Origin of the sequence: Ochrobactrum sp. 19YEA23 (genome assembly GCF_029909865.1) — a bacterium.
Taxonomy (GTDB): domain Bacteria; phylum Pseudomonadota; class Alphaproteobacteria; order Rhizobiales; family Rhizobiaceae; genus Brucella; species Brucella gambitense.
On record NZ_JASAMQ010000001.1, the window covers coordinates 751,225 to 777,398 of the forward strand.

A 26,174-nucleotide genomic window follows, 5' to 3' on the forward strand; every position below is an offset into this window, starting at 1 on the left:
GAAGGTCGTACGGCATAGTTGCATGCTGCGGATATCATACCGTATCCGCATTCGCTTCCGCGATTACTTCGTCAGATTGCTGATACGATCAAGCGCGCTGCCAAAACCCTTCAGGGAAATCTTGAAGGCAACCGGCTGGCTTGGGCTGAGCGCCGTTGCCGTCACGTTAATATTGGCGCCCGCCTTGATGGCTGCAACCTGTTTTAGTTCGAAGCTGATCGGTGCAAGGCAGCCTTGCGGAAGGCAGGTGGAGAATGCGAGCGTTGGACCAACTGCATCATCGATCTTGAGGGTCGCGCCTTTGGCCAGATCAAGACCGAATGGCATCAGGATAACACCGTCGACCTTACCGCCCGCCACATTGCGCAGCTCGACAGTCAAGACGCGCTGGCCAGTCTGGGAACTGTTCTGCTCCTGACGGATAGCACAGGCGGACGCATCCTTCTGCGTCTGACAGGAGACGGTCCAGTCCTGATAGGTTTCCTGCAAGGTGCTTGCGCCGCCCGGAAGGGGGGCTGCAAAGGCAGGCGTTGCGAGAAGTGCTGCCAGCGTGCAAGCAAGGCCGAGCGCGCGATGGTTTTTCATAAATAAATTTCTCTCTAAAAAACAATCATCCGAAGCCTGCTACTCAAAAGAGGCGGCTTTGAAATTTTATTGAGCACAATTCAGCTGTGCGTTCAACTACATTCCCGTCAAAATATCTTGTTTCTGCGAATAATCGCAAAAGGTTATCGAAGTCTAATATAGTCTTGGCTGCAACGTTTGCTTGAAAGTTGCGGGACAGCAGTTGTATCCGGCAGGTATCCGGCGCTCGCTGGCCGGATACCCTGTTGAAACGACAGTCTATCGCGTCAGTTTCATGTGGCGGTTCACGTCCTTGTAAAGCAGATAGCGGAACTTGCCCGGACCGCCTGCATAGCAAGCCTGCGGGCAGAAAGCGCGCAGCCACATGAAGTCACCGGCTTCCACTTCCACCCAATCCTGATTGAGCCGGTAGACCGCCTTGCCTTCCAGCACATAGAGGCCGTGCTCCATGACATGGGTTTCGGCAAAGGGGATCACGCCGCCCGGTTCAAGGGTGACGATGGTGACATGCATGTCGTGGCGCAGATCGTTCGGATCGACAAAGCGCGTCGTCGCCCAGACGCCATTGGTATCGGGCATGGGCGAGGGTGCGATGTCGTTTTCGTTGAGGAACAGCGGCTCCGGCACATCAAGCCCGTCCACATATTCATAGGCCTTGCGGACCCAGTGGAAACGCGCGGTCTTGCTGGCCGCGTTGCGCAGGCTCCAGCCGCTTTTCGGCGGCAGATAGGCATAGCCGCCTTCGGTGAGCGTATGGGTCTTGCCTGCAATGGTGACAGTCACTTCGCCTTCGACCACGAACAGAACGCCCTCGGCGCGGTCGTCAAGTTCGGCGCGGTCGCTGCCGCCGCCCGGCTGCACTTCCATGATATATTGCGAGAAAGTCTCGGCAAAACCGGACATCGGACGCGCGATCACCCACAATCTGGTCTTTTCCCAGAAAGGCAGGAAGCTGGTGACGATATCGCTGAACGTGCCTTTCGGAATGACGGCATAGGCTTCCGTGAACATGGCGCGGTCGGTCAGAAGCTGCGTCTGCGGCGGCAATCCGCCAGTCGGTGCGAAATAAGTGCGGGTCATTGGTACTTCCCTGGTCAGTAGAGTGTTTTTAGTAAAGCGCTTCTGGAAGGATGTCCTTCAGTCGCAAGAGCGCGATGCGCTCGACTTGCGCGCAAGCGGTGGCGAACTCGGTCTCGCGGTCATTGGCGACGCGGCGCTGGAACGTGTCGAGGATTTCCTGTTTGTTGCGCCCCTTCACGGCGATGATGAAGGGAAAGCCGAATTTCTGCGTATAGGCATCGTTCAGTTGGGTGAATGTCTGCTTTTCCGCGTCGGTCAGCGCGTCCAGACCGGCACCAGCCTGTTCGGCTGTGGATTCTGCGGTCAGGCGCTTGGCCTGCGCCAGCTTGCCGGCGAGATCCGGGTGGGCGTTCAAAACGCCAAGCCGCTCTTCGGGCGAGGCCGCGCGGAAGATTTTCGTCATCGCACCGGCAAGACCGGAGGCTGTGTCCTCGGCGGCGGCGAAGCCAGCATCATAGGCGCGCTCGGCAATCCACGGCGAATGCTCGAAAATGCTGCCATAGCGGGCCACGAAATCGGCCTTGCTGGCCTTCGATGGCACCACGTCGACCACTTTCGGCTTGTGGTGTTCGTGCCAGTGATTGGCAATGTCGATACGCTTGGCGACCCAGACCTTGTCATGGCTCTGGACATAATCGAGGAAACGTTCAAGTGCTGCTGCGCGACCCGGACGTCCGACCAGACGGCAATGCAGGCCGATGGACAGCATCTTGGGTGCACCTTCCGCGCCTTCGCGGTAGAGCACGTCGAAGGCGTCTTTCAGATAGGTGTAGAACTGGTCGCCGGAATTGAAGCCTTGCGGCGTTGCAAAACGCATATCGTTGGCGTCGAGCGTATAGGGCACGATCAGATGCGGACCTTTGGGGCCTTTGACCCAATAGGGCAGCTCATCGGCATAGGAATCGGCGGAATAGACAAAGCCGCCTTCTTCCATCACCAGTTTCAGCGTGTTGTCGGACGGCTTGCCCTGATAAATGCCAAGCGGGCGCGAGCCGGTGACTTCGGTGTGCAGGCGCACGGCTTCGCGAATATGCTCGCGTTCCACCTCTTCCGGCACGTCCTTATATTCCCACCAGCGCAAGCCGTGGCTGGCGATTTCCCAATCCGCTTCCTTCATGGCGGCGACGGCTTCGGGATTGCGCGCCATGGCCAGCGTCACGCCATAGACCGTGACGGGCATGTTGCGTCGCGTGAAGGCGCGCCAGAGACGCCAGAAGCCGGAACGCGCGCCATATTCGTAGATGGATTCCATGTTCAGGTTGCGCTGGCCGTTCCAGGCCTGCCCGCCGACGATTTCGGACAACAGGCACTCGGACGCCGCGTCGCCGTCGAGAATGCAGTTCTCGGCGCCTTCTTCATAATTGACCACGAACTGGACGGCTATATTGGCCCCGCCGGGCCAGCGCGGATCAGGTGTGTTCCGGCCATAGCCGATCAGATTGCGTGGGTAACTCATGCCATATCCCCTTGATGTCAGTGCCAGCGCACCCCGAAAACCGTTCAACGGCATGCGGATCACGCTTTGGTTTTGCCCATGATAATAAAGATTTGCGGTGTGAATTCCCCTTCAAAATTTTGAAAGACATCCAATGAGAAAGCTCTTTCTTAATGCCGAATAAGGCGGAATACTTCACGATGGGAACAAAAGCGGGAACGCCGCCGGTCTGCCATATAAATGTGCTTTGATAGCAAAAACGGTACTGGCAAACCGAGTGAAATCAGCGACTTGCAGCGGATCCGTTTCATGGACAAGGTTCATGGGCCGGAGAATCGCGCAAGGGGTCAGGAGTGCAAATGGGTCAGGGACATCACGGCGACGAGGGCAGAACAGGTCGATTGACGACCCATGTTCTCGATACGGTCAGCGGCAAACCGGCTGCTGGATTGCGTATCGAACTGCGCCGGATCGAGAATCACGCGCCGCACAGCATCAAGGAAATCCGCACCAATCAGGACGGGCGCAGTGGCGAGCCGCTGCTGACCAATGGCGACCTGCAACGCGGTTCCTATGAACTCCTTTTTCATGTCGGCGAATATTTCGGCAAGGACGAAGACGGCGTGCCGTTCCTTGACGTCGTGCCGTTGCGCTTTGGTGTTTCCGATGAAAAGGCGCATTATCATGTGCCGCTTCTGGTTTCGCCTTTTTCCTATTCGACCTATCGCGGGAGCTGAGCAGGATGGTTCAGTCTGTGAGAAACAGAATATGTTTTCTTCTCAATGGCGAGCGGGTTGAGCTCGACCGGGTTTCGCCAACGGAAACGCTTCTCGATTATCTGCGTCTGGCCTGCAAGCTGCGCGGCACCAAGGAAGGCTGCGCCGAAGGCGATTGCGGCGCTTGCACGGTGCTGGTTGGCAAGATCGTGGGCAGCGAGCTGGTCTATGAAAGCGTGAATGCCTGCATTCGCTTCGTCGGCTCGCTGGATGGTTGCCATGTCGTGACGGTCGAGCATCTGCGCGGGGCCGATGGTGGTCTGCATCCGGTGCAAAAGGCGATGATCGATTTTCACGGGTCGCAGTGCGGCTTTTGTACGCCGGGCTTCGTCATGTCGCTTTACGGGCTGTGGATGCGCAATCCCAAGCCCGCCGATCCGGTGATTGAAAAGGCGCTGCAAGGCAATCTCTGCCGCTGCACCGGTTACGAGGCGATCATTCGCGCTGCCCGCGCCATTTCCGATTACGGCAACACGACGGAAGATCCGCTGGCGGCAGAACGCGCTCATGTGGTCGAACAGTTGAAAGCCATGCGCGACGGTTCGCGCGTTGAAGTGGGCGAGGGCAAGGACCGTCTGGTTGTGCCTGCCGATCTCGACGATTTCGCAACCCTGCTGGCCGATGAGCCGAAGGCGACCGTGGTGGCCGGTTCTACCGATGTGGGCCTGTGGGTCACGAAGATGATGCGGGATATTTCGCCGGTCGTCTTTATCGGCCATCTCACGGAGTTGCGTTCTATTTCCGAGGACAACAACGTCGTCACCATTGGCGCGGGCGTGACCTATACGGAAGCCTTCTCCTTCCTCGCCAAAAGCATTCCGCAGCTCAGCGGTCTCATCAACCGCATCGGTGGCGAGCAGGTGCGCAATATGGGCACCATCGGCGGCAATATCGCCAATGGCTCGCCGATTGGCGACACGCCGCCGCCGCTGATTGCACTCAATGCGCGTCTGACCCTGCGCAAGGGCGATATCCGCCGCACCATTTCGCTTGAAGATTTCTTCATCGCCTATGGCAAGCAGGACCGTCAGCCCGGCGAATTCGTTGAGGCGGTGCATGTGCCGATCCCGGCGGAAGACAACCAATTTGCGATCTACAAAGTGTCCAAGCGTTTTGAGGAAGATATCACCGCAGCGCTGGGTGCATTCCACATGACGCTCGACGCGGCAGGCAAGGTCGCTTCCATCCGGATCGCCTATGGCGGCATGGCGGCGACGCCGAAACGCGCCTTTGCGGTTGAGGCGGCACTTTTGGGCCAGCCATGGACCGAAGAAACAGTGGAGGCCGCAATCGGTGCCTATGAGCAGGATTACCAGCCGCTCAGCGATATGCGCGCCACGGCGGATTATCGCCTGATGGTCTCGAAGAATTTGTTGCGCCGTTTCTATGACGAAACGCAAGGGCAAGCCAAACCCTTGCGCGCTCAGCATATCGAAGCGGTTTGAAGGAGGCAGGCATGAACAAACATCCTGCAAGCACGATCAAAGCCGCCGCTATCAAAGGTGGTGTCGCCACCGATCAGAGGCATGATTCCGCGCATAAGCATGTGACGGGCGATGCGGTCTATATCGACGATATTCCGGAACCCGAAGGCACGCTGCATGTCGGTGTCGGCCTTGCGTCAGTTGCCCATGCCAATATCAAGTCTGTCGACCTTTCCGCCGTGCGTGCAGCGCCCGGCGTTGTCGATGTGCTGACCTATAAGGACATTCCCGGCGAAAACGATGTCTCGCCGTCCGGCATGCATGACGATCCGATCTTCGCAGTGGATACGGTACAGTTCCACGGGCAACCGATCTTCGCCGTCATTGCCCGCACCCGCGATCAGGCCCGCCGCGCCGCGCGTCTGGCCAAGGTTGAATATGAGGAAATGCCGGGCCTGTTTACCATTGCAGGCCTTGATGGCGCAAAAGACCGTCTGGTCTTCACGCCGCTGACGCTCAATCGCGGTGACGCCCGCAAGGCCATCGATGATGCGCCGCGCAAGGTGAAGGGCCGCATGATGGTTGGCGGTCAGGACCATTTCTATCTGGAAGGGCAGGCTTCGCTGGCTGTTCCCGGCGAGGATGAAGACGTCACCATCTATTGCTCCACGCAGGGACCGAGCGAAACGCAGCATCTGGTTGCCCATGCGCTGGGCGTGCCGAGCCATTCGGTCACGGTGGAAGTGCGCCGCATGGGCGGCGGCTTCGGCGGCAAGGAAACGCAGGCCAATCAATGGGCCGCCATTGCCGCTATTGCCGCCAAGAAGCACAAGCGCGCGGTGAAAATCCGCCTTGACCGCGACGAGGACATGACCGCCACCGGCAAGCGTCATGATTTCATGATCGATTACGAGGTTGGTTTCGACGACGAAGGCAATATTCTGGGCGTCGACTATATGTTCGCGCTCAATGCCGGTTTCTCGGCGGACCTTTCGGGGCCGGTCGGCGATCGTGCGCTGTTCCATTGCGACAACGCTTATTTCTTCCCGGCAGTGCATGCGCAATCCGCGCCGCTTTACACCAACACCGTGTCCAACACCGCTTTCCGCGGTTTTGGCGGCCCGCAGGGCATGGTCGGTGCGGAGCGCGTCATCGAGGAAGTGGCCTTTGCGGTCGGCAAAGACCCGCTCGATATCCGCAAGCTCAATTTTTACGACGCGATGGGGACCGAGGGCGCGACACGCAATATCACGCCCTATCACCAGAAGGTGGAAGATTGCATCATCCAGCGCATCGTCGCCGAACTGGAACAGAGCGCCGATTACGCCGCGCGGCGTGAAGCTATCCGCGCATTCAACGCCAAAAGCCGCACTGTGAAGCGCGGCATGGCGTTGACGCCGGTAAAATTCGGCATTTCCTTCACCAAGACCGTGTCCAATCAGGCTGGTGCGCTGGTGCATGTCTATAATGACGGCTCGGTGCATATGAACCACGGCGGTACTGAAATGGGGCAGGGGCTCCATCTCAAAGTGGCGCAGGTCGTGGCGGAAGAATTCCAGATCGACCTCGACCGGGTGAAGATCACCGCAACGACAACCGCCAAAGTGCCGAACACCGCGCCGACGGCTGCTTCGTCCGGTGCTGATCTCAACGGCATGGCGGCGCAGGACGCCGCGCGCCAGATCAAGAAGCGGCTGATCCGTTTTGCTGCCGAGCAGCATCAGGTGCCGGAAGATCAGGTCGTCTTCCTGCCCAACCGCATCCGCGTCGGCAATCAGGAAATCAGCTTCAACGAACTGGTGAAGCAGGCCTATATCGGTCGCGTACAGCTTTCTGCTGCCGGGCATTACAAGACGCCGAAAATCCACTGGGATCGCGCCAAGGGCAAAGGCCATGCCTTCTATTACTACGCCTATGGCGCGGCCTGTTCGGAAGTCTCGGTCGATACGCTGACCGGCGAATATGTGGTGGAACGCACTGATATTCTCCACGATACCGGACGGTCGCTCAACCGTGTCATCGATATCGGCCAGATCGAAGGCGGCTTCGTGCAGGGCATGGGCTGGCTCACCACCGAAGAACTGGTCTGGGACAATAAGGGGCGGCTTCGCACCCATGCGCCGTCCACCTACAAGATCCCGCTAGCATCCGACCGGCCCAAGATTTTCAATGTGGCGCTGACCGACTGGTCGGAAGCTTATGAACCGACCATCCATCGCTCGAAGGCGGTGGGTGAGCCGCCGCTGCCCCATGGCATGTCGGTGCTTTATGCACTGTCGGATGCGGTTGCGAGCGTTGCCGACCACAAGATCAGCCCGCGTCTCGATGCGCCAGCCACACCTGAGCGTGTGCTGATGGCTATCGAGCGGCTACGCGCGCAAAAGGGGTAGCACCATGAGCAGCGGCACGCTGGGCAGGCGGGACGATATCCGGGCTTTCCTGAACCGTCGCCACGACACGGTGCTGGTCGAGGTCACGGATGTGAAGGGTTCCGCGCCTCGCGATGCCGGGGCCTGGATGCTGGTCGCCCGCGATATGATCTTCCGCACTATCGGCGGCGGCCAGCTCGAATATATGGCTATCGACCACGCCCGGAAAATACTTGCTGGCGGTCGCGATTCACCGATGGATGTGCCTTTGGGGCCGGAGATCGGCCAATGCTGCGGCGGGCGCGTGGCCTTGAATTTCAAACGCGTCAATCGCGGCCTTGCGGATGAACTGGTCATCAAGGTCGATGCGGAAATCGCCACCCGTCCGCATGTCTATGTCTTCGGCGCAGGCCATGTCGGCGATGCGCTGGCCTATGCGCTTTCGCTCACGCCGGTGCGGGTGGTGCTGGTGGATACGCGCGAGGCGGAGCTGATGGCTGTCGACGCGCCGGGCGTTGAAACCTGCCTCGCGGCCATGCCGGAGCAGGTGGTGCGCTCCGCGCCGCCGGGCAGTGCGTTCATCATCCTGACGCATGATCACGCGCTTGATTTTCTGATCGCTGCCGAAGCGCTGCAACGCCGCGATGCGATCTATGTCGGCATGATCGGCTCGAAGACGAAGAAGGCGACTTTCAAAAATTGGTTGAAACGCGAGTTCGGCAGCGATGATCTGTTTGAAGATCTGATCTGTCCGGTCGGCGGCGCGGTCGTGAAGGACAAACGCCCCGAAGTCATCGCAGCCCTTGCGGCGGCCGAAGTGCTGACCGCCGTTTTGACCACAAGCAAGGTCTCGCAGCCCGCCTGATTTGGCAGGCCGCTTTTTTAAGCCAGCGCTTCGCGTATGAGCCGCTGGCAGCGCTCCGTCATGAAATCGATGATCAGACGTACCTTCGGGTCCTGAAAACGCTTGTGCGGATAGATCGCCGCAAGCTGGATCGGTGCCGGTGGTGTGCTTTCGAGAAGCGGTATCAGCCGACCGTCGCGGAGATATTCCTTCACCTCGAACAGCGGCTTGTTGATGATGCCGCGCCCGCCCAGCGCCCATTGCGTCAATACGTCGCCATCATCGGAATCATAAGGGCCGGTCACTTCGAATTTGCGAAGACCTTCCGGTGTTTGAAGCGACCAGTAATATTCCTTCGACCCCGGAAAACGCAGCAGCAAACAGTCATGGGTGTTGCCCAGCAACTCTTCCGGCGATTGCGGAACCCCATGTTTTTCAAGATATTGCGGCGCAGCGCAGATCACGCGCTCACAATTCAGGATGCCGCGCATGCGCAAGTTGGAGTTTTCCAGAACCCCGAGTTTGAAGGCGACATCCACGCTTTCGCTCATAATGTCGATCTCGTGGTCAGATAGTCGCAGGCGCACTTCAATGTCCGGATATTTGTCGTGAAACTCCGGAATGCCCGATGCGATGAGCCTGCGGCCAAGCCCCAAAGGCGCGGTGATGCGAATCGATCCCTTGGGATTTTTCGCAAGTTCCGCGACGGCTGCTTCCGCCTCATCGACTGCTTCGAGGATTTTCAACGCGCCATCATAGAATATGCGGCCATGCTCGGTTGGCGTCAGCTTGCGCGTGGTACGGTTGAAGAGCCGGACCCCAAGATGCTTCTCCAACTCCTTGATTCGATTGCTCGCAACCGCCGGAGAGGCGCGCTGGTCGCGCCCGGCGGCAGAAAGATTTCCCAATTCGACAACGCGCACGAAAACGCGCAGATTATCAAGATAAGACATGCGTCCCCTCCACGATTGTCTAGTTTTTTTTGAAAGTGATGGTCGTGTTGTGACGTTCCCTCGGACGCAAAGCTTTGGCACATAATAGGATAACGAACAATGGGGCGAACAATGGGAGTGCCTGATGTATGATTTTGCCGTAGCCTGGGACTGGCTGGGCTTCGCAGCGCGGTGGCTGCATGTCATTACCGCGATTGCGTGGATCGGCTCGTCGTTCTACTTCATCGCGCTTGATCTTGGTCTGCGCCAGCGTCCCGGTTTGCCGGTTGGCGCTCATGGCGAGGAATGGCAGGTCCATGGCGGCGGCTTCTATCACATCCAGAAATATCTGGTTGCGCCCGCCGAAATGCCGGAACACCTCACCTGGTTCAAATGGGAATCCTACGCCACCTGGCTGTCGGGCTTCACGCTGCTCTGCATCGTTTATTATACGGGCGCTGATCTTTACCTGATCGATCCGAATGTGCTCGATGTGTCTGTTCCGGTCGCCATTGCCATTTCCATCGGCTCGCTGGCGTTTGGCTGGGTCGCCTATAACACGATCTGCAAGCTGATGCTGGGCAAGAGCGATACGCTTCTGATGGTCATGCTCTATGTCGTGCTGGTGTTCGTGGCCTGGGGCTATACGCATCTGTTCACGAGCCGCGCAGCCTTCCTGCATCTGGGCGCTTTCACGGCGACGATCATGTCGGCCAACGTGTTCATGATCATCATCCCGAACCAGAAAATCGTGGTGGCCGATCTTATCGCCGGTCGCAAACCCGATCCGAAATACGGCAAGATCGCCAAGCAGCGCTCGACGCATAACAACTATCTGACGCTGCCGGTTCTGTTCCTGATGCTGTCGAACCACAATCCGCTGGCTTTCGGCACGCAGTATAACTGGATCATCGCATCGCTGGTGTTCCTGATGGGCGTGACCATCCGCCATTGGTTCAACACCCAGCATGCCCGTAAAGGCAAGCCGACCTGGACCTGGCTGGTGACGGTCATCCTGTTCATCATCATCATGTGGCTTTCCACCGCGCCGAAGATTCTGACCGGCCAGCCGGAAGAACAGAAGGTTTCCGCTTTACAGCAAACTTTCATTTCGGACCCGCACTTTGGCAAAGTGCGGGATACCGTTTTGGGACGCTGCGCCATGTGTCACGCGGTGCAGCCGGGCTGGGAAGGCATGATCACGCCGCCAAAAGGCGTGACGCTTGAAACGGACCGGGAAATCGCCGCCCATGCGCGCGAAATCTATTTGCAGGCCGGTCGCTCCCATGCCATGCCGCCTGCCAACGTCACCGGGGTAACGGATCAGGAGCGCCAGCTTCTCGCCTCCTGGTATGAATCCGCTACTGCTGGAGCAAAGTAACAATGACCAGACTTCTCATCCGTGGCCGCGTGCTGACCTTTCGCGATGAGCCGCAAAGTCTCGATGACAGCGCTTCCTATCGCTATATCGAAGATGGCGCCATTTTGGTCGAAGACGGACGCATTGCGCGCCTTGGCGATTACGCCGAGCTAAGCGCGGAAGCGGGCAGCGATGTGAAACTGGCCGATCATCGTCCGCATCTGATTCTGCCGGGCTTCATCGATACGCATATCCATTATCCGCAGACCCAGGTGGTCGCGTCCTATGCCGCCAATCTTCTGGAATGGCTCAACACCTATACATTCGTGGCCGAACAGAAATTCGCCGATGAGCAGCACGCGGAATTCATCGCCGAGCGCTTTCTGGACGAGCTGATCCGCCATGGCACCACCACGGCTGTCGCTTATTGCTCGGTGCATCCGCAGAGCGTCGACGCCTATTTCCGTGCATCACAGCATCGCAACATGCGCATGCTGGGCGGCAAGGTGATGATGGACCGCAACGCGCCGCCCGCTTTGTGCGACACGGCACAATCCGGTTACGACGACAGCAAGGAACTGATCGCGCGCTGGCATGGCAAGGACCGCCTCGACTATGTGATCACGCCACGCTTTGCCATTACCTCGACGCCGAAACAGCTCGAAGCCAGTCAGGCGCTGGCCCGTGAACATCCCGAATGCTTCATCCAGACGCACCTGTCGGAGAACCACGACGAAATAGCCTTCACCAAATCGCTTTATCCGGATGCGCCAGACTATCTTGGCATTTACGAGCATTACGGGCTTTTGGGAAACAAGACGCTGCTTGGCCATTCCATACATCTGGAAGAACGCGAAGTGGGCGTTATGGCGGAAACCGGCTCGGTGGCCGTGTTCTGCCCGACCTCGAACCTGTTTCTCGGCTCCGGCCTGTTCGACCGGGATCGCCTGAAGGCGTCGGGCGTGCGCATGGCTGTGGCGACCGATGTCGGCGGCGGCACCAGCTTTTCCATGCTGCGTACCATGGACGAGGGCTACAAGATTTTGCAGTTGCGCGAACAGCGTCTGAACCCGTTCCAGTCCTTCTACATGATGACGCTTGGCAATGCCCGGGCGCTGTCGATGGAAGACAAGATCGGCACGCTGGACGAAGGCACGGAGGCCGATATCGTGGTGCTGGATTCAGCCGCCACATCGCCGATGCGCCTTCGCATGGCGGCAGGCGCGACGCTGGAACAGGAACTGTTCCTGCTGCAAACGGTCGGTGACGACCGCGCAATCGTCGAAACCTATGTGGCGGGCAAGCCGCTCAAGGCGGAACTCGCCTGATCTGCCAATCCTGGAGGAGGATGGCCCGCGGCGGAGCGATCTGCTGCGGGTCTTTTGTTTTAAAGCTCTTCCGGCCGCTTGCCGCCAATGGCGCGGGTCAGTTGATCGGCGGTCGCGCGGATGAGCGGTCCCAGCTCTTCGAGCTTTTTCTTCGGCAGGCGCACGGCAGGGCCGGAAACGGAAATGCCCGCTATGCCCTCGCCATATTCGTTGAAAATCGGGGCGGCGATGCAGCACATGCCGAGCGTGTGTTCCTCGTCATCGATGGACCAGCCGCGCATGCGCGTCGCCTGAATGTCTTTCAAAAGTGCGGGCAGGCCATCAAGCGTGCGCTGGGTGAAATGCTCCAGCATTTTTCCCGAAAGGGCGCGGGCGATTTCGCCATCCGACCACGTTGACAGAATTGCCTTGCCGATGCCCGATGCGTGGATCGGTCCACGCCGCCCCGGACGAAAGAAGGCGCGCATCGGCGCGTGACTTTCGATCTGCGAGATGAACACGACATCGCCGTCGTCCTCGACGCCGATATTCGCGGTCTCGCCGCTGGTCTCCATAAGCTGTTTCAGATAGGGGCGCGCCAGCGTGCCCAGCTTGCGAAAACGGCGAAAGGCATTGCCAATTTCGAAAGCCTTGACGCCAATGGTCCAGTCGCCGGTTTCCACATCGTGGGAAACCATGCCGTGATTGGCGAGCGAGGATAACAGACGGTGCACCGTGGAAGGGGCCATGCCGCTCGCGTCAGCAAGGTCCGTCAGGGTCGAGCCGTCATTATCGGCGATCAGCGCCAGAAGCTTGAGGCTGCGGTCCAGAACCTGCACGGATGAGGGCGCGGCATTCTCCGCCGCCTTGCGGCCCCGCTTTGCTTTGGCCTGTTCCATCACCCGTCTCCGAATCCCGCCTGAACTGCAGAGTTACCACTATCGCATCCATTGCCAGTCGGAAAGGCGCAGAGGGTATAGCCGATTATCTCCATTCCGTTGAAAATCTTTATTTCCGTATAATGGTATGCATTTCCATTTTTAGATTATAGCTTTTGTAAATGGAGAATGTTTCCATAGGAGGATTGGCCATGGCCAGAATGCGTGCAGTCGATGCAGCCGTGCTTGTGCTGGAGAGGGAAGGGATCAATTGCGCTTTCGGCGTGCCGGGCGCGGCTATCAATCCATTTTATTCGGCGATGAAAGCGCGCGGTTCGATCCGCCATGTCCTGGCGCGTCACGTTGAGGGCGCTTCGCATATGGCCGAAGGCTATACGCGGGCAAAGCATGGCAATATCGGCCTGTGCATCGGCACCTCCGGCCCTGCGGGCACGGATATGATCACCGGCCTTTATTCGGCATCTGCCGATTCCATTCCGATCCTCTGCGTGACGGGGCAGGCGCCACGCGCGCGTCTCGACAAGGAAGATTTTCAGGCGGTGGATATCGCCAAGATTGCGGCGCCTGTCACCAAATGGGCGGTCACGGTCATGGAGCCGGCACTGGTGCCATTTGTCTTCCAGAAGGCGTTTCATATCATGAAGTCGGGTCGTCCCGGTCCGGTGCTGATCGATCTGCCAATCGACGTGCAGATGGCCGAAATAGAGTTCGACATCGACACCTATCAGCCGATGGAAGCCTATAAGCCAGCCGCCACGCGGGCGCAGGCCGAAAAGGCGATTGCCATGCTGAACGCAGCGGAACGTCCGTTGATTGTCGCAGGCGGCGGCATCATCAATGCCGATGCGTCGGATCTTCTGGTCGAATTCGCCGAGATCACCGGCATTCCGGTCCTCCCGACCCTGATGGGCTGGGGTGTTATCCCGGACGATCACCGTCTGATGGCCGGTATGTGCGGTCTCCAGACCTCGCACCGTTATGGCAATGCCAATCTGTTGGCTTCCGATGCGGTCATCGGCATCGGCAATCGCTGGGCCAACCGGCATACCGGCAATGTGGATACCTATCGCAAGGATCGCACCTTCATCCATGTCGATATCGAACCGACGCAGATCGGGCGCGTCTTTGCGCCGGATTTCGGCATCGTGTCCGATGCGGGCAAGGCGTTGAAGCAGTTGCTCGACGTCGCAACCGAATGGAAAGCGGCAGGCAAGCTGCGCGACTGGTCCGGTTGGGCGAAGGAATGCGAAGGCCGCAAGCGCACCATGCTGCGCAAGACGCATTTCGACCAGACGCCGCTGAAACCCCAGCGGGTTTATGAGGAGATGAATAAGGCTTTCGGTCGTGACACCTGCTATGTCACCACCATCGGCCTCAGCCAGATTGCGGGTGCGCAGTTTCTGCATGTCTATCGCCCGCGCAACTGGATCAATTGCGGACAGGCTGGCCCGCTCGGCTGGACCTTGCCTGCGGCTCTGGGTGTTCGCGCTGCCGATCCGGATCGGCCCATCGTGGCGCTGTCGGGCGACTATGACTTCCAGTTCATGATCGAGGAACTGGCGGTCGGCGCGCAGCACAAACTGCCTTACATCCATGTCGTCGTGAACAATTCTTATCTCGGCCTGATCCGTCAGGCGCAGCGCGGCTTCAACATGGATTTCGAGGTCAGCCTTGCCTTCGACAACATCAATGCGTCCGGTGATGCGGAGAAGGGCTATGGCGTCGACCATGTGGCGGTTGCGGAAGGCCTCGGTTGCAAGGCGATCCGGGTCCGCAGTCCCAACCAGTTTGCGGAAAGTTTCGAGCAGGCCAAGGCGTTGATGCAGGAGCATCAGGTGCCGGTCGTGATGGAATTCATTCTGGAACGCGTCACCAATATTTCCATGGGAACCGACATTGATCAGGTGGTCGAGTTCGAGGAACTGGCCGAACGTGGCGAGGATGCGCCGACTGCGATAGCGGCATTGCTGGATTAGAATTGGAGAAGTTGAACATGCCAAGATTTGCAGCCAATCTCACCATGCTTTTCACCGAAGCGCCGTTCATGGATCGCTTCGCGCTGGCCGCCAAGGCGGGGTTCACCGGGGTGGAATATCTGTTCCCCTACGAGTTCAACCGGCATGAGCTGAAAGCAGCATTGACCCGTCACAATCTGGCGCAGGTGCTGCACAATTTGCCTGCGGGCAATTGGGCGGGCGGGGAGCGCGGCATTGCGGTGCTGCCGGATCGTGTAGACGAATTCCGTCGTGGCGTGGCCGACGCCATCGATTATGCCACGACGCTCAACTGTTCGCAGGTCAACTGCCTTGCCGGTATCGCGCCGCAGGGCATCGACCCGGATGTAATGCGGGCGACTTTCGTCAGCAATCTGCGGCTGGCGGCGAAGGAACTGGGAAAGCACGGCATCCGCCTGCTGATCGAGCCGATCAACCATTACGACATTCCGGGTTTCTATCTGAACACGGTGGAGCAGGCGGTTTCGATCATCGACGAGGTGGGCAGTAACAACCTGTTCATCCAGTATGACCTCTATCACCAGCAGCGCACGCGTGGCGAACTCGTCGCCACTTATGAGCGCTACAAGCCACTGATCGCGCATGTGCAGCTTGCCGACAATCCGGGGCGCAACGAGCCCGGCACCGGCGAGATCCATTATCCGAACGTCTTCGAAGCGCTGAAGAACGCCGGATACAAGGGCTGGATCGGCTGTGAATACAAGCCGAAGACAACGACCGAGGAAGGTCTGGGTTGGTTCAAACAATATGAAGCCGAGCGTCTCAGCGCGTAAATTGCATAGGGAGATATAGAATGGCCAAGATCGGCTTTATCGGACTGGGTATCATGGGCAAGCCGATGGCGCAGCATTTGCAAAATGCAGGCCACCAGCTTTTCACCTCGAAACATAGCCAGCCGCCGCACAAGGACCTGCTGGATGCGGGTCTGACGGTTCTCGATACGCCCAAGGCGGTGGCCGCGGAATGTGAAACGACCATCCTCATGCTGCCGGATACGCCGCAGGTGTCCGAAGTCCTTTTCGGAGAAAACGGCGCGGCGGAAGGCCTGGGCAAGGGCAAGACGCTCATCGACATGAGTTCGATTTCGCCCATCGAAACCAAGGAATTTGCGAAAAAAGTTCGCGCTGCCGGGGCCGAATATATCGACGCGCCGGTATCCGGCGGTGAGGTCGGTGCGAAAAATGCCAGCCTTTCCATCATGGCGGGCGGTGCGCAGGCAAGCTTTGACGCGGCGCTGCCGCTTCTCAAGCTGATGGGCAAAAATATCACGCTGGTCGGCGATTGCGGCGATGGCCAGACCACCAAGGTCGCCAATCAGATTATCGTGGCGCTCAACATCGAAGCGGTTGCCGAAGCGCTGGTATTTGCCTCAAAGGCGGGTGCTGATCCGGCCAAGGTGCGCGAAGCGCTGATGGGCGGCTTTGCTTCCTCGCGTATTCTCGAAGTGCATGGAGAGCGCATGATCAAGCGGACATTCGATCCGGGTTTCCGCATCTCCCTGCACCAGAAAGACCTCAATCTGGCGCTTCAGGGCGCGAAGGCGCTGGGTGTCTCGCTGCCCAACACGGCCACGGCGCAGGAACTGTTCAATTCCTGCGCGGCGCATGGTGATGATGGTCTCGACCATTCCGGTCTGGTGCGCGCGCTGGAGCGCATGGCCAATCACGATGTTGCCTGAGCGTCAGGCCTGATCGGTTCTCTGGAGGGGAGAGCGTGGAGCTGGTTATCTGGAGGGAGATGGCCGGCTCCATTGATTTTATGTGCCGCGCGGGGAATAGTGCCGCCGTTGATTTGTGAAGCCGGGATTCTCATGACTGCCACAAGCGCCATTGCCGATCCGAAGAAATTCCTGACCAGCCTTTTCGACGCCGCCGTGGCGGCTGCCGATCCCGAACTGGTTATCCGCGCCAATCTGCCCGCCAAGCCAAAGGGGCGCACGATCGTGATCGGCGCTGGCAAAGGTTCTGCACAGATGGCGGCGGCTTTTGAAAGGGCGTGGGATGGCCCGCTCGAAGGCCTCGTGGTGACACGCTATGGCTATGGCACGCCCTGCGAACGTATCGAGATTATCGAGGCGGCGCATCCGGTTCCGGATGAAGCGGGACTTGTGGCATCCAGGCGCCTGTTCGAAGCCGTGTCGGGTCTGACAGAAGACGATCTCGTGGTGGCGTTGATATCCGGCGGCGGCTCGGCGCTGCTGCCGTCGCCCCCGGAAGGGCTGACGCTGCAAGACGAAATTGCCGTCAACAAGGCGTTGCTGGCGTCGGGTGCGCCGATCTCGGCCATGAATGCCGTGCGCAAGCATCTCTCGACCATCAAGGGCGGACGCCTTGCCGCTGCCGCTCATCCGGCGCGGGTGTTCTCACTGGTCGTCTCGGATATTCCGGGCGACAATCCGGCATTCGTGGCCTCCGGTCCGACGGTGCCGGACCAAACCAGCCGCGATGACGCGCTCAAGATCATCGAACGCTACCGGCTGGAATTGCCGGAGGCCGCACTTGCCCATATTCGCGGCGAAGGAGCGCATGCGCTAAAGCCGGATGATGCGGTTTTCGCGCAAAACGAAGTGCGGGTGATTGCATCTGCCGCCGTATCGCTGGAAGCAGCGGCGAAAGAGGCTGCCCGGCACGGCGTTGAAGCGGTGATCCTGTCGGATGCCATGGAAGGGGAATCGCGCGAAGTGGCGCATGTCCATGCGGCAATTGCGCGGGAAGTGGTCGAACGCGACCGTCCGTTCAAGAAGCCGATTGTCATTCTGTCAGGTGGCGAAACCACAGTCACTATTCGCGGCAAGGGTGGCAAAGGCGGCCGCAACAGCGAATTTCTGCTGTCTTTTGCGCTCGATATTGATGGCTATGCCAATATTCATGCGCTTGCCGCCGATACGGACGGGATCGACGGTTCGGAAGACAATGCCGGTGCTTTTGCCGATGGCAGCACGGTTTCACGTCTGCAAAAGGCGGGCGAGGATGGTGCGGCGCGCCTCAACAACAACGATGCCTGGACGGCCTTTGACGCCATCGGCGATCTGTTCATACCGGGCCCGACCGGCACCAATGTCAACGATCTGCGCGCGATTCTTGTGACGGCCTAGCGTCGTCGTCGAGCAGGATCCGGTTCGCTGCGCCATCTAGGTCTTCATACTGGCCGTTTTTCAGCGACCACAGGAAGGCGGCCAGCCCCACCGCGCCCATCAAAAGGGCGACGGGGATGAGAAAGAGAAGCCCGCTCATTTGTGCGCTTCCTTGACCACGGCGACCGGGGCGACACGCTGCTGTTGCGCCTGCTGCTTCTGCTTCCCGGCTTTCAACCGCAATGCATTGCTGACAACCACGATGGACGACAGCGACATGGACAGTGCTGCCACCAGCGGCGTGACATAGCCGAAGATCGCAATCGGCACGGCGATGATATTATAGCCGATGGACAGCGCGAAATTCTGGCTGATCAGCCGGCCTGCCTCCTTCGAGACGGCAAAGGTCAGCGGCACAGCGGCCAGGCTCTCACGCAGAAACACGAAGTCGGCGGCATTGCGCCCGATATCGGCAGCAGTTGCCGGAGCCATGGAAACATGAGCTGCGACAAGGGCAGGCGCGTCGTTGAGGCCGTCGCCAACCATCAGCACCTTGCGGCCTTCGCCGGAAAGTTCCCGCACGAGCTGCGACTTGTCGGCGGGCAGCACTGCGCCGCGATAGTCATCGACACCCAGATAATCCGCGAGCTTCCGGACGGCTGGCAATCGGTCGCCGGAGATGATGCCAAGCTTCAGCCCATCCGTTTTCAGGGCGCCGATGGCGGCGGCTGCGTCTTCACGCGGGCTGTCCTCGAAGTGGAAGGTTTCGACCAGCATGCCGTCGATGGAGAGACAGGTTTCCGGGCCGTTTGCGGCGGTTGCATCGGCCATGCCGCCAGCCCATTCGGATTTGCCGAGACGATAAAGTTTGCCGTCGATTTCCGCCTCGATGCCCGATCCCGGAATTTCCTCGATCCGTGTGAAGGCGCTCATCGGTCCCTGACCGGAAAACTGCGCCAGCGCCCGCGACAGCGGGTGGCGGGAATAGAGCGACAGTTCGGCGGCGATTTCGAGATAGTGCGCATTGACGCTTTCAAGGCCGATCAGGCGCGGCTGGCCGAGCGTTAGCGTACCGGTCTTGTCGAATATCGCGGTGTCGATCTCGGCCATGCGCTCCATGGCGGAGCCGTCCTTGATCATGATGCCGTTCTCGAACAGACGGCGCGCTGCAACCACCTGCACAATCGGCACGGCCAGCGCCAGCGCGCAGGGGCAGGTGATGATCAGCGTGCAGATGGCGATATAGATCGAGCGGTACCAGTCGCCGCCGGTGTAGACCATCCAGCCTGTGAAGGCGAGGAAGGCAATCGTGTGCACCATCGGCACATAGAGTTCGGAAGCGCGGTCGGCGAGGCGGCGATAATAGGCGCGACCGCCTTCAGCCACATCCATCAGGCGCACCATTTCGGCAAGGAAGGAATCCTTGGCTTCCGCCGTTGCCCGGATGACGAGCGGCGTGGAGAGGTTCAGCGTACCGGCGCGAATATCCGAACCGGGGCCGACCGGCACCGCATCGCTTTCGCCGGATGCAATGGCGCAATCGAGTTCGGAGCGGCCTTCCTCAATTCTGGCATCAACCGGCACGCGCTCGCCAGCCGCCAGAATGATGCGCATACCGGGGCGGATTTCATTGACTGGCAGATAGTTTCGCTCACCATTGTCGGCGATCACCACCGCACCGCGACTGCCAAGCTGCGCCAATCCGCGCACGGCGGAACGGGCACGGGCGCGCATCATATAGTCCAGCGTACGACCTATCAGCAGGAAGAACAGAAGCGTCACCGAGGCATCGAAATAGGCATGATGACCATGGTTCATGGTCTCATAGATGCTCATCGCAAAGGCAAGCGAGATGGCCAGCGCAATCGGCACGTCCATGTTCACACGCCTTGCGCGCAGTGCGTTCCATGCGGAAACATAGAAGATGCGACCTGAGAAGATCAGCGTCGGCAGGGCGATCAGGCCGGAGACCCAGTGAAACAGGTCGCGGGTTGCCGCATCCGCACCCGACCAGACAGCGACGGAAAGCAACATGACATTGCTGGAAGCGAAAGCCGCAACGCCAAGGGCGATCAGCAGGCGCGTGAAGGCTGGGTCTTTCTCCTGCGCCATGTCGAAAATATGCGCCTCATAGCCGAGGCGACGCAGCGGATCGACGACATTGGGTGGGGTCTCGCCGTCCTTCCAGCGGATCGCGACCCGCCGCGCGGTCAGGTTGACGCGCACATAGGCAACGCCAGCGATCTGCGCCAGCGCTTCTTCTATCGTCTTGATGCACAATCCACAGTGAACGCCCGGCACCGACAGGTCGAGCTGGCGCAGCCCGTCGCCAAGCGCACGGCTGGCGAGCTGCATTTCATCCGGGGAAACGGTCTGGATGACCGTCGCAATCTGTGCATTCTCGACGCAGCAGCTCATAACAGCTTCCCGTTCTTGATCAGAACGCGGACGATATGGCGATAGGGGTCTTCCAGACCGGCATCGGCGTTGATCTCCATGACCCATGCGCCATCGGCGAGGTCAATGTTTGCGCCGAGCACGCCCGCTTCCCGGGTGGCAAGTGCTGCCCTGGTATCGTTCACATCGCCAACGGGACGCTTGAACTCCACCGTTCCGCCCGTCACTGCAACCGGCTTGCCGTCGCGGTCGGTGAGCCGCCAGGTAAAGACACCCCCGGCATAGGCAGGCGTCGACTGCCAGTTGAGGGCTGCCTGTTCCTTGCCGGTCTGGGCCTTTTCGTTGAATTCCTGGCTCGCAACATAGGAATTGGCGACGACCAGCCCGCTCCAGCTGTGAATGGCGAGATAGGCCATCGTCACATTGACGGCGATGATCACCCCGAAGAACGTCACCATAATGCCCAGCATATGCCAGCCGGTGAATGTGCCTGCCGAATTCGCGGATGCAGTCTTGGTTTCTGCCGACATTATCGTCCCTCCGGAGCCATGAAGGTTGCCTTGTAGCGGGCGTGTTCAGCGCCGTCCGCGTCGCGCACTTCGATTTCGTAATCCTTGCGGTGGTCCGAGATGGCGCTATGCGGCAAGGTCACAAAGACACGCAATGTCTTCAGCCGGTCGGGTTCGACGGGCACGGCATAATTGCCGTCTGTGTCTGTCGTTTCGTCCTGCACGGTCAGGGTCGCGCCGGGCAGTCCTTCGATCGACAAGCGGAAGGTGCGCGGCGTCGGGATCATGTTGAGAAGCTTGACCGTATAACCGTTGCGGATCGAGCCATCCGACAGAAGCACATATTGCGGGTTGCGGTCGTGCAGAACATTGATGCCAATGCGCTGGCGCATCGACAGCGAAATGACCAGCGTAAGGCCGATCAGCACCCAGACGATGAAGTAGAACAGGCTGCGCGGACGCAGCACTTTGCCCCATGACAGGTTTTGCACCTTGTCGGAAAGCACATTGGGCGCATCGTAAACCCGGGCAGGGGTGATGGGCATCGTTCCGTTGTTGGTGGCAAGCGCCATATTGGCGTCGTAGTCGGCCAGCGTCGCATAGGAAATGAGGCCGCGCGCCTTGCCGATCTTGTCCATCACCGAATTGCACGCATCGATACACAGCGCGCAGGTGATGCATTCCAGCTGCTGGCCGTCGCGAATGTCGATACCCATCGGGCAGGCGGCCACACAGGCATTGCAATCCACGCAGTCGCCGACGGATTCGCCGGTGGCGATAGCCTTTTTGGCATGGCGCGAACGCGGTTCGCCGCGCCAGTCATTATAGGTGACGGTCAGCGAATTCTCGTCGAGCATCGCGGCCTGAATGCGCGGCCACGGGCACATATAGGTGCAGACCTGCTCGCGCATCAGCCCGCCCAGCGTATAGGTGGTGGCGGTGAGAATAGCGACGGTGAAATAGGCGACGGGTGCTGCCTGTCCGCTCACGAAATCGAGCAGCAGGCCTGGCGCATCGGCGAAGTAGAAAATCCACGCGCCGCCGGTCAGAACGCCGATCAGGAGCCAGAGCGAATGTTTCGTCACTCGCTTCCAGATCTTGTCGAAGGTCCATGGACCCTTGTCGAGTTTCATGCGGGCGTTGCGGTCGCCTTCGATGGCGCGTTCCACCACGAGATAGAGATCGACCCAGACCGTCTGCGGGCAGGTATAGCCGCACCATGCGCGGCCCGCGACGGATGTGACCAGAAACAGGCCGAGGCCCGCCATGATGAGCAGACCCGCGACGTAATAGAATTCCTGCGGCCAGATTTCGATGAAGAAGAAATAGAAGCGGCGGTTGGCGAGGTCGATCAGCACAGCCTGATCCGGCGCATAAGGCCCGCGATCCCAGCGCAGCCACGGCGTCAGATAGTAGATGCCCAGCGTGATGAGCATGACGAGCCATTTGAAGCGCCGGAACTCACCCTGAACGCGCTTCGGAAAAATCTTGACCCGCGCCGCGTAAAGCGACTGCCGTGTCTTGGGGGAATTCACTGCCTGAACGTCGATACGTTCGACTTGCTCTGACATTTTATGCTCCTAGGGAGGAGAAGGGAGTGGGGGAATAGGGGAGTAAGGGAGTATGAAAAAAGGGGGGCGACGTTGCGGGCCTTCACAACCAAAACATACTCCCCTATTCCCCTACTGCCTTACTCCCCTCTCTTCATTCTCCCCCGCCCAGCGAATGGACGAATATCGCCAGCTGCTTGACGGTTGTGTCGCCGAGGCGCGGTTCCCATGCAGGCATCACGCCGTGCTTGGGATGCGACACCTGACGGATGATCGCGTCTTCGCCGGAACCGTAGAACCAGATCGCATCGGTCAGGTTCGGTGCACCGAATTCGCGGCTGCCCTTGGCGTCTGCGCCATGGCAGACCGCGCAGTTTTCCGAGAAGACCTTCTGGCCTGCGGGAACCATGGACGGGTCGTGTGGTGTGCCGGTCAGGCTCACCACATAGGCCGCCACATCGCGGATTTGCTGCGGTTCCAGAATGTCGGCATAGGCGGGCATTTCGGACGTGCGGGTATCCCCGTCATCCTTGGAACGAACGCCATGACGGATCGTCGTCAGGATTTCGTCGATGGAGCCGCCCCACAGCCAGTCATCGTCGTTGAGGTTCGGATAGCCGGGTGCGCCCTGCGCGCCGGAGCCATGGCACTGCACGCAGTTGACGCGGAAAGCCGCAGCGCCGCCCGCAATGGCGAACTGGCGCAGGTTTTCATCGGCCAGAATCTCATGCACATCCTTGGCCTTGATCTGGTCGAGAATGCCCTGCTTTTCCGCCGCCACCTGGCGCATGTCTTCCTGCAACGCGCCGCGGCTCGACCATTGGGTCAGCCCCGCAGTCGAGCTGGAAATCAGCGGCCATGCCGGATAGGCGATGGTGTAGCCGATGGCAAACAGGATGGTGGCGTAGAAGGTCCACAGCCACCAGCGCGGCATAGGATTATCGAGTTCGCGGATGCCGTCCCATTCATGGCCGGTGGTCGAAACACCGCTGACGTCGTCGATATGCTTATCAGTCATTTGCGTCATCCTTGAACGGAATGGCTTTCACCTCGTCGGCGATCTTCTTGCTGCCGGGACGGAAGACATAGAAGACGGTGATAACGAAGAAGACCGTCATGCCGAGCAGGCCCCAGCTGTCGGCGAAGTGGCGCATGGCGTTGTAATCCATGGGAAGCTCCTATCGCGCTTTGGGGGATTGATCGTAGGTCGAGAAATCGACCAGCGTGCCGAGCATCTGGAGATAGGCGACAAGCGCATCCATCTCCGTCACCGCAGCAGGATTGCCGTCGAAATCGCCGAGCTTGGCCTTGGGATAACGCCCCTCGACGCCGGATGTGTCGGCTTCGGGATCGGCCTGCGCCTTCAGATCGGCCAGCGCATTGTCGATCATGTCCTGCGTGTAGGGCACGCCCACCGCGACATTGGCCTTGAGATCGGCGGCAATGTTGTTGGCGCTAAGCGGCGTATCCTTCAGGAAGCCATAGCTCGGCATGACCGATTCCGGCACCACATCGCGCGGGCGGATCAGGTGCTGGACATGCCATTCGTTGGAATAGCGGCCACCGACGCGGGCGAGGTCCGGCCCCGTGCGCTTGGAGCCCCACTGGAACGAATGGTCATACATGGATTCCGCCGCAAGACTGTAATGCCCATAGCGTTCCACCTCGTCACGGAAAGGGCGGATCATCTGGCTGTGGCACAGATAGCAACCCTCGCGCACATAGATATTGCGCCCCGCAAGCTCGAGCGGTGAATAGGGACGCATCCCTTCCACCTTCTCGATGGTGTTTTCGAGATAGAACAGCGGCGCGATTTCCACGATGCCGCCAATCAGCACCACGGTCAGCGATCCAACCAGCAGCAGCGTTGCGTTCTTTTCAATTACGGCGTGTTTTTTCAGAAAGGACATGTGTGTTCGATCCTTATTCCGCAGGCTGCATCGCAGATGCCGGCTTGGCCGGGCTTGCGCCGGCAATCGGCGCTTCATCGCGCAGGTTTCCGCGAATGGTCTGATAGACGTTCCAGGCCATGACGAGACCGCCCGTGAGGTAGAGCAGGCCGCCGGTCACGCGGATGACGTAGTAAGGGAACATCGCGGCGACCGTTTCTGCGAAGGAATAGACGAGGAAACCCTGATCGTCGTATTCGCGCCACATCAGGCCCTGCTGGATACCCGCAACCCACATGGCGGCGGCGTAGAGCACGATGCCGAGAATGGCGAGCCAGAAGTGCCAGTTGACCATGCGCACCGAGTAGAGGCGTTCGCGGTTCCACAGCTTTGGAGCCAGATAATAGATTGCGCCGAAGGTGATCATGCCGTTCCAGCCAAGCGCGCCGGAATGAACGTGACCAATGGTCCAGTCGGTATAGTGCGACAGAGAATTGACCGCCTTGATCGACATCAGCGGGCCTTCGAAGGTCGCCATGCCGTAGAAGGCGATGGCAGCCACCATCATGCGGATGATCGGATCGGTGCGGATCTTGTCCCATGCGCCGGAAAGCGTCATCAGGCCGTTGATCATACCGCCCCAGGACGGCATCCACAGCATGATCGAGAACACCATGCCCAGCGTCTGCGCCCAATCAGGCAAGGCGGTATAGTGCAGGTGGTGCGGACCGGCCCAGATATAGAGGAAGATCAGCGACCAGAAGTGGATGATCGACAGGCGGTAGGAATAGACCGGACGGTTCGCCTGCTTCGGCACGAAATAATACATCATGCCGAGGAACGAGGTGGTCAGGAAGAAGCCGACGGCATTGTGACCGTACCACCATTGCGTCAGCGCATCCTGAACGCCCGAGAAGGCGGAATAGCTCTTGGTGCCAAGGAAGGAGACCGGCACGGCAAGGTTATTCACGATATGCAGCATGGCGATGGTGATGATGAAGCCGAGGAAGAACCAGTTGGCCACATAGATATGCGGTTCCTTGCGCTTCAGCACGGTGCCGAGGAATACGACCAGATAGGCGACCCAGACGATGGTCAGCCAGATGTCGACATACCATTCCGGTTCGGCATATTCGCGGCTCTGCGTGATGCCAAGCAGATAGCCGGTGGCGGCCATGACGATGAAAAGCTGGTAGCCCCAGAACACGAACCAGGCCAGATCGCCGCCGAACAGGCGGGCGCGGCAGGTGCGCTGCACCACATAGAAGGATGTGGTGATGAGAGCGGTGCCGCAGAAGGCGAAGATGACGGCGGAAGTGTGCAGCGGGCGCACGCGACCGAAGTTCAACCATGGTTCCAGATTGAGATCCGGAAATGCGAGCTGCGCGGCGATAACAACGCCGACGAGGAAGCCGACAACGCCCCAGAACACTGTGGCGATCAGGCCGTAGCGGATCGGACCATCCATATAGACGGACTGATCCGTCTTTTTCGGCGTCAGACCGTAATCGGCGTTGCGCAACAGAAGAATGGTGAAAATGGCGAGCACGACGAACAGAATCCACATATGGGTTCTGAACAGCTCGTCATGGGAAAATCCGGCCAGGAGCACGGCAAAAAGCGCTCCCAGACCGGATAGGACTGTTCCAGCGGCGTAGTTCATGAAATCCCCTCGCAGCGCGTAACGAAGACCGCCCGTCAGGGGCAGTTGTAGCGACAGGATTTCTATC

General features: G+C 59.4%; 23 protein-coding genes. 10 read left to right on the forward strand and 13 right to left on the reverse strand.

Annotated features, from left to right (window positions below; translation table 11 throughout):
• Positions 1–63: 63 nt before the first annotated feature.
• The 3 genes from QBD01_RS03365 to puuE all read right to left on the reverse strand — a co-directional run bounded on the left by QBD01_RS03365 (position 64) and on the right by puuE (position 3,121).
• Entirely contained in the window at positions 64–585 is a 522-nt protein-coding gene (locus QBD01_RS03365) for an invasion associated locus B family protein (protein WP_280991597.1), read from the reverse strand.
• A 258-nt stretch (positions 586–843) separates the two neighbouring features.
• On the reverse strand, positions 844–1,665 hold the full coding sequence (locus QBD01_RS03370) for a bifunctional allantoicase/(S)-ureidoglycine aminohydrolase (RefSeq protein WP_280991598.1): 822 nt from the start codon (positions 1,663–1,665) through the stop codon (positions 844–846).
• 28 nt (positions 1,666–1,693) lie between these two features.
• Complete coding sequence (gene puuE, locus QBD01_RS03375) at positions 1,694–3,121, reverse strand: allantoinase PuuE (protein ID WP_280991599.1); 1,428 nt, start codon at positions 3,119–3,121, stop codon at positions 1,694–1,696.
• A 338-nt stretch (positions 3,122–3,459) separates the two neighbouring features.
• Here puuE and uraH point away from each other — a divergent pair, with 338 nt between their 5' ends.
• The 4 genes from uraH to xdhC are packed head-to-tail and all read left to right on the forward strand — an operon-like array spanning position 3,460 to position 8,534.
• The gene (gene uraH / locus QBD01_RS03380; protein WP_280991600.1) at positions 3,460–3,837 is read left to right on the forward strand and encodes a hydroxyisourate hydrolase; all 378 of its coding nucleotides are present in this window, start codon (positions 3,460–3,462) and stop codon (positions 3,835–3,837) included.
• A 5-nt stretch (positions 3,838–3,842) separates the two neighbouring features.
• Positions 3,843–5,321: a xanthine dehydrogenase small subunit gene (xdhA, locus tag QBD01_RS03385; RefSeq protein WP_280991601.1), complete on the forward strand. Its 1,479-nt coding sequence runs from the start codon at positions 3,843–3,845 to the stop codon at positions 5,319–5,321.
• An 11-nt stretch (positions 5,322–5,332) separates the two neighbouring features.
• Complete coding sequence (gene xdhB / locus QBD01_RS03390; RefSeq protein ID WP_280991602.1) at positions 5,333–7,690, forward strand: xanthine dehydrogenase molybdopterin binding subunit; 2,358 nt, start codon at positions 5,333–5,335, stop codon at positions 7,688–7,690.
• 4 nt (positions 7,691–7,694) lie between these two features.
• Positions 7,695–8,534, forward strand: a complete 840-nt coding sequence (gene xdhC, locus QBD01_RS03395; protein ID WP_280991603.1) for a xanthine dehydrogenase accessory protein XdhC — start codon at positions 7,695–7,697, stop codon at positions 8,532–8,534.
• A gap of 17 nt (positions 8,535–8,551) precedes the next feature.
• Here xdhC and QBD01_RS03400 read toward each other — a convergent pair whose 3' ends face one another.
• A complete protein-coding gene (locus QBD01_RS03400; RefSeq protein WP_182519343.1) occupies positions 8,552–9,466 on the reverse strand; it encodes a LysR family transcriptional regulator in 915 nt (304 codons plus the stop codon).
• A 124-nt stretch (positions 9,467–9,590) separates the two neighbouring features.
• Here QBD01_RS03400 and QBD01_RS03405 point away from each other — a divergent pair, with 124 nt between their 5' ends.
• Positions 9,591–10,826, forward strand: coding sequence for a urate hydroxylase PuuD (locus QBD01_RS03405; protein ID WP_280991604.1), 1,236 nt, complete (start codon positions 9,591–9,593; stop codon positions 10,824–10,826).
• A gap of 2 nt (positions 10,827–10,828) precedes the next feature.
• Positions 10,829–12,133, forward strand: a complete 1,305-nt coding sequence (guaD, locus tag QBD01_RS03410; protein WP_280991605.1) for a guanine deaminase — start codon at positions 10,829–10,831, stop codon at positions 12,131–12,133.
• 59 nt (positions 12,134–12,192) lie between these two features.
• Here the strand turns inward: guaD and QBD01_RS03415 are convergent, their stop codons facing one another.
• Positions 12,193–13,011 (reverse strand): IclR family transcriptional regulator, encoded by an 819-nt coding sequence (locus QBD01_RS03415; protein WP_280991606.1) that lies wholly within the window; start codon positions 13,009–13,011, stop codon positions 12,193–12,195.
• A 191-nt stretch (positions 13,012–13,202) separates the two neighbouring features.
• Here QBD01_RS03415 and gcl point away from each other — a divergent pair, with 191 nt between their 5' ends.
• From gcl to QBD01_RS03435, 4 genes are all read left to right on the forward strand, one after another.
• Entirely contained in the window at positions 13,203–14,987 is a 1,785-nt protein-coding gene (gene gcl, locus QBD01_RS03420) for a glyoxylate carboligase (RefSeq protein WP_280991607.1), read from the forward strand.
• A 17-nt stretch (positions 14,988–15,004) separates the two neighbouring features.
• Entirely contained in the window at positions 15,005–15,799 is a 795-nt protein-coding gene (gene hyi, locus QBD01_RS03425; RefSeq protein ID WP_280991608.1) for a hydroxypyruvate isomerase, read from the forward strand.
• 20 nt (positions 15,800–15,819) lie between these two features.
• Positions 15,820–16,704: a 2-hydroxy-3-oxopropionate reductase gene (locus QBD01_RS03430; protein WP_280991609.1), complete on the forward strand. Its 885-nt coding sequence runs from the start codon at positions 15,820–15,822 to the stop codon at positions 16,702–16,704.
• 132 nt (positions 16,705–16,836) lie between these two features.
• A complete protein-coding gene (locus tag QBD01_RS03435; RefSeq protein ID WP_280991610.1) occupies positions 16,837–18,120 on the forward strand; it encodes a glycerate kinase in 1,284 nt (427 codons plus the stop codon).
• Here QBD01_RS03435 and ccoS read toward each other — a convergent pair.
• From ccoS to ccoN, 8 genes are all read right to left on the reverse strand, one after another.
• Positions 18,086–18,259: a cbb3-type cytochrome oxidase assembly protein CcoS gene (ccoS, locus tag QBD01_RS03440; RefSeq protein ID WP_280991611.1), complete on the reverse strand. Its 174-nt coding sequence runs from the start codon at positions 18,257–18,259 to the stop codon at positions 18,086–18,088. The genes QBD01_RS03435 and ccoS overlap by 35 nt on opposite strands.
• Complete coding sequence (locus QBD01_RS03445) at positions 18,256–20,517, reverse strand: cation-translocating P-type ATPase (protein WP_280991612.1); 2,262 nt, start codon at positions 20,515–20,517, stop codon at positions 18,256–18,258. Before QBD01_RS03445 ends, ccoS begins: the two co-directional genes overlap by 4 nt.
• Positions 20,514–21,026 carry a FixH family protein gene (locus QBD01_RS03450; protein WP_151588767.1) on the reverse strand — a complete coding sequence of 171 codons (513 nt, stop codon included), beginning with the start codon at positions 21,024–21,026 and terminating at the stop codon, positions 20,514–20,516. The genes QBD01_RS03445 and QBD01_RS03450 overlap by 4 nt, the downstream gene beginning before the upstream one ends.
• Positions 21,026–22,576: a cytochrome c oxidase accessory protein CcoG gene (gene ccoG / locus QBD01_RS03455; RefSeq protein ID WP_280991613.1), complete on the reverse strand. Its 1,551-nt coding sequence runs from the start codon at positions 22,574–22,576 to the stop codon at positions 21,026–21,028. The genes QBD01_RS03450 and ccoG overlap by 1 nt, the downstream gene beginning before the upstream one ends.
• A 133-nt stretch (positions 22,577–22,709) precedes the next feature.
• Complete coding sequence (ccoP, locus tag QBD01_RS03460; RefSeq protein ID WP_280991614.1) at positions 22,710–23,573, reverse strand: cytochrome-c oxidase, cbb3-type subunit III; 864 nt, start codon at positions 23,571–23,573, stop codon at positions 22,710–22,712.
• Positions 23,566–23,724 (reverse strand): cbb3-type cytochrome c oxidase subunit 3, encoded by a 159-nt coding sequence (locus tag QBD01_RS03465; protein ID WP_078337972.1) that lies wholly within the window; start codon positions 23,722–23,724, stop codon positions 23,566–23,568. Before QBD01_RS03465 ends, ccoP begins: the two co-directional genes overlap by 8 nt.
• Positions 23,725–23,733: 9 nt before the next feature.
• Positions 23,734–24,465 (reverse strand): cytochrome-c oxidase, cbb3-type subunit II, encoded by a 732-nt coding sequence (ccoO, locus tag QBD01_RS03470; protein ID WP_280991615.1) that lies wholly within the window; start codon positions 24,463–24,465, stop codon positions 23,734–23,736.
• Positions 24,466–24,478: 13 nt separating this feature from the next.
• The gene (gene ccoN / locus QBD01_RS03475) at positions 24,479–26,107 is read right to left on the reverse strand and encodes a cytochrome-c oxidase, cbb3-type subunit I (RefSeq protein WP_280991616.1); all 1,629 of its coding nucleotides are present in this window, start codon (positions 26,105–26,107) and stop codon (positions 24,479–24,481) included.
• Between the last annotated feature and the right edge of the window lie 67 nt (positions 26,108–26,174).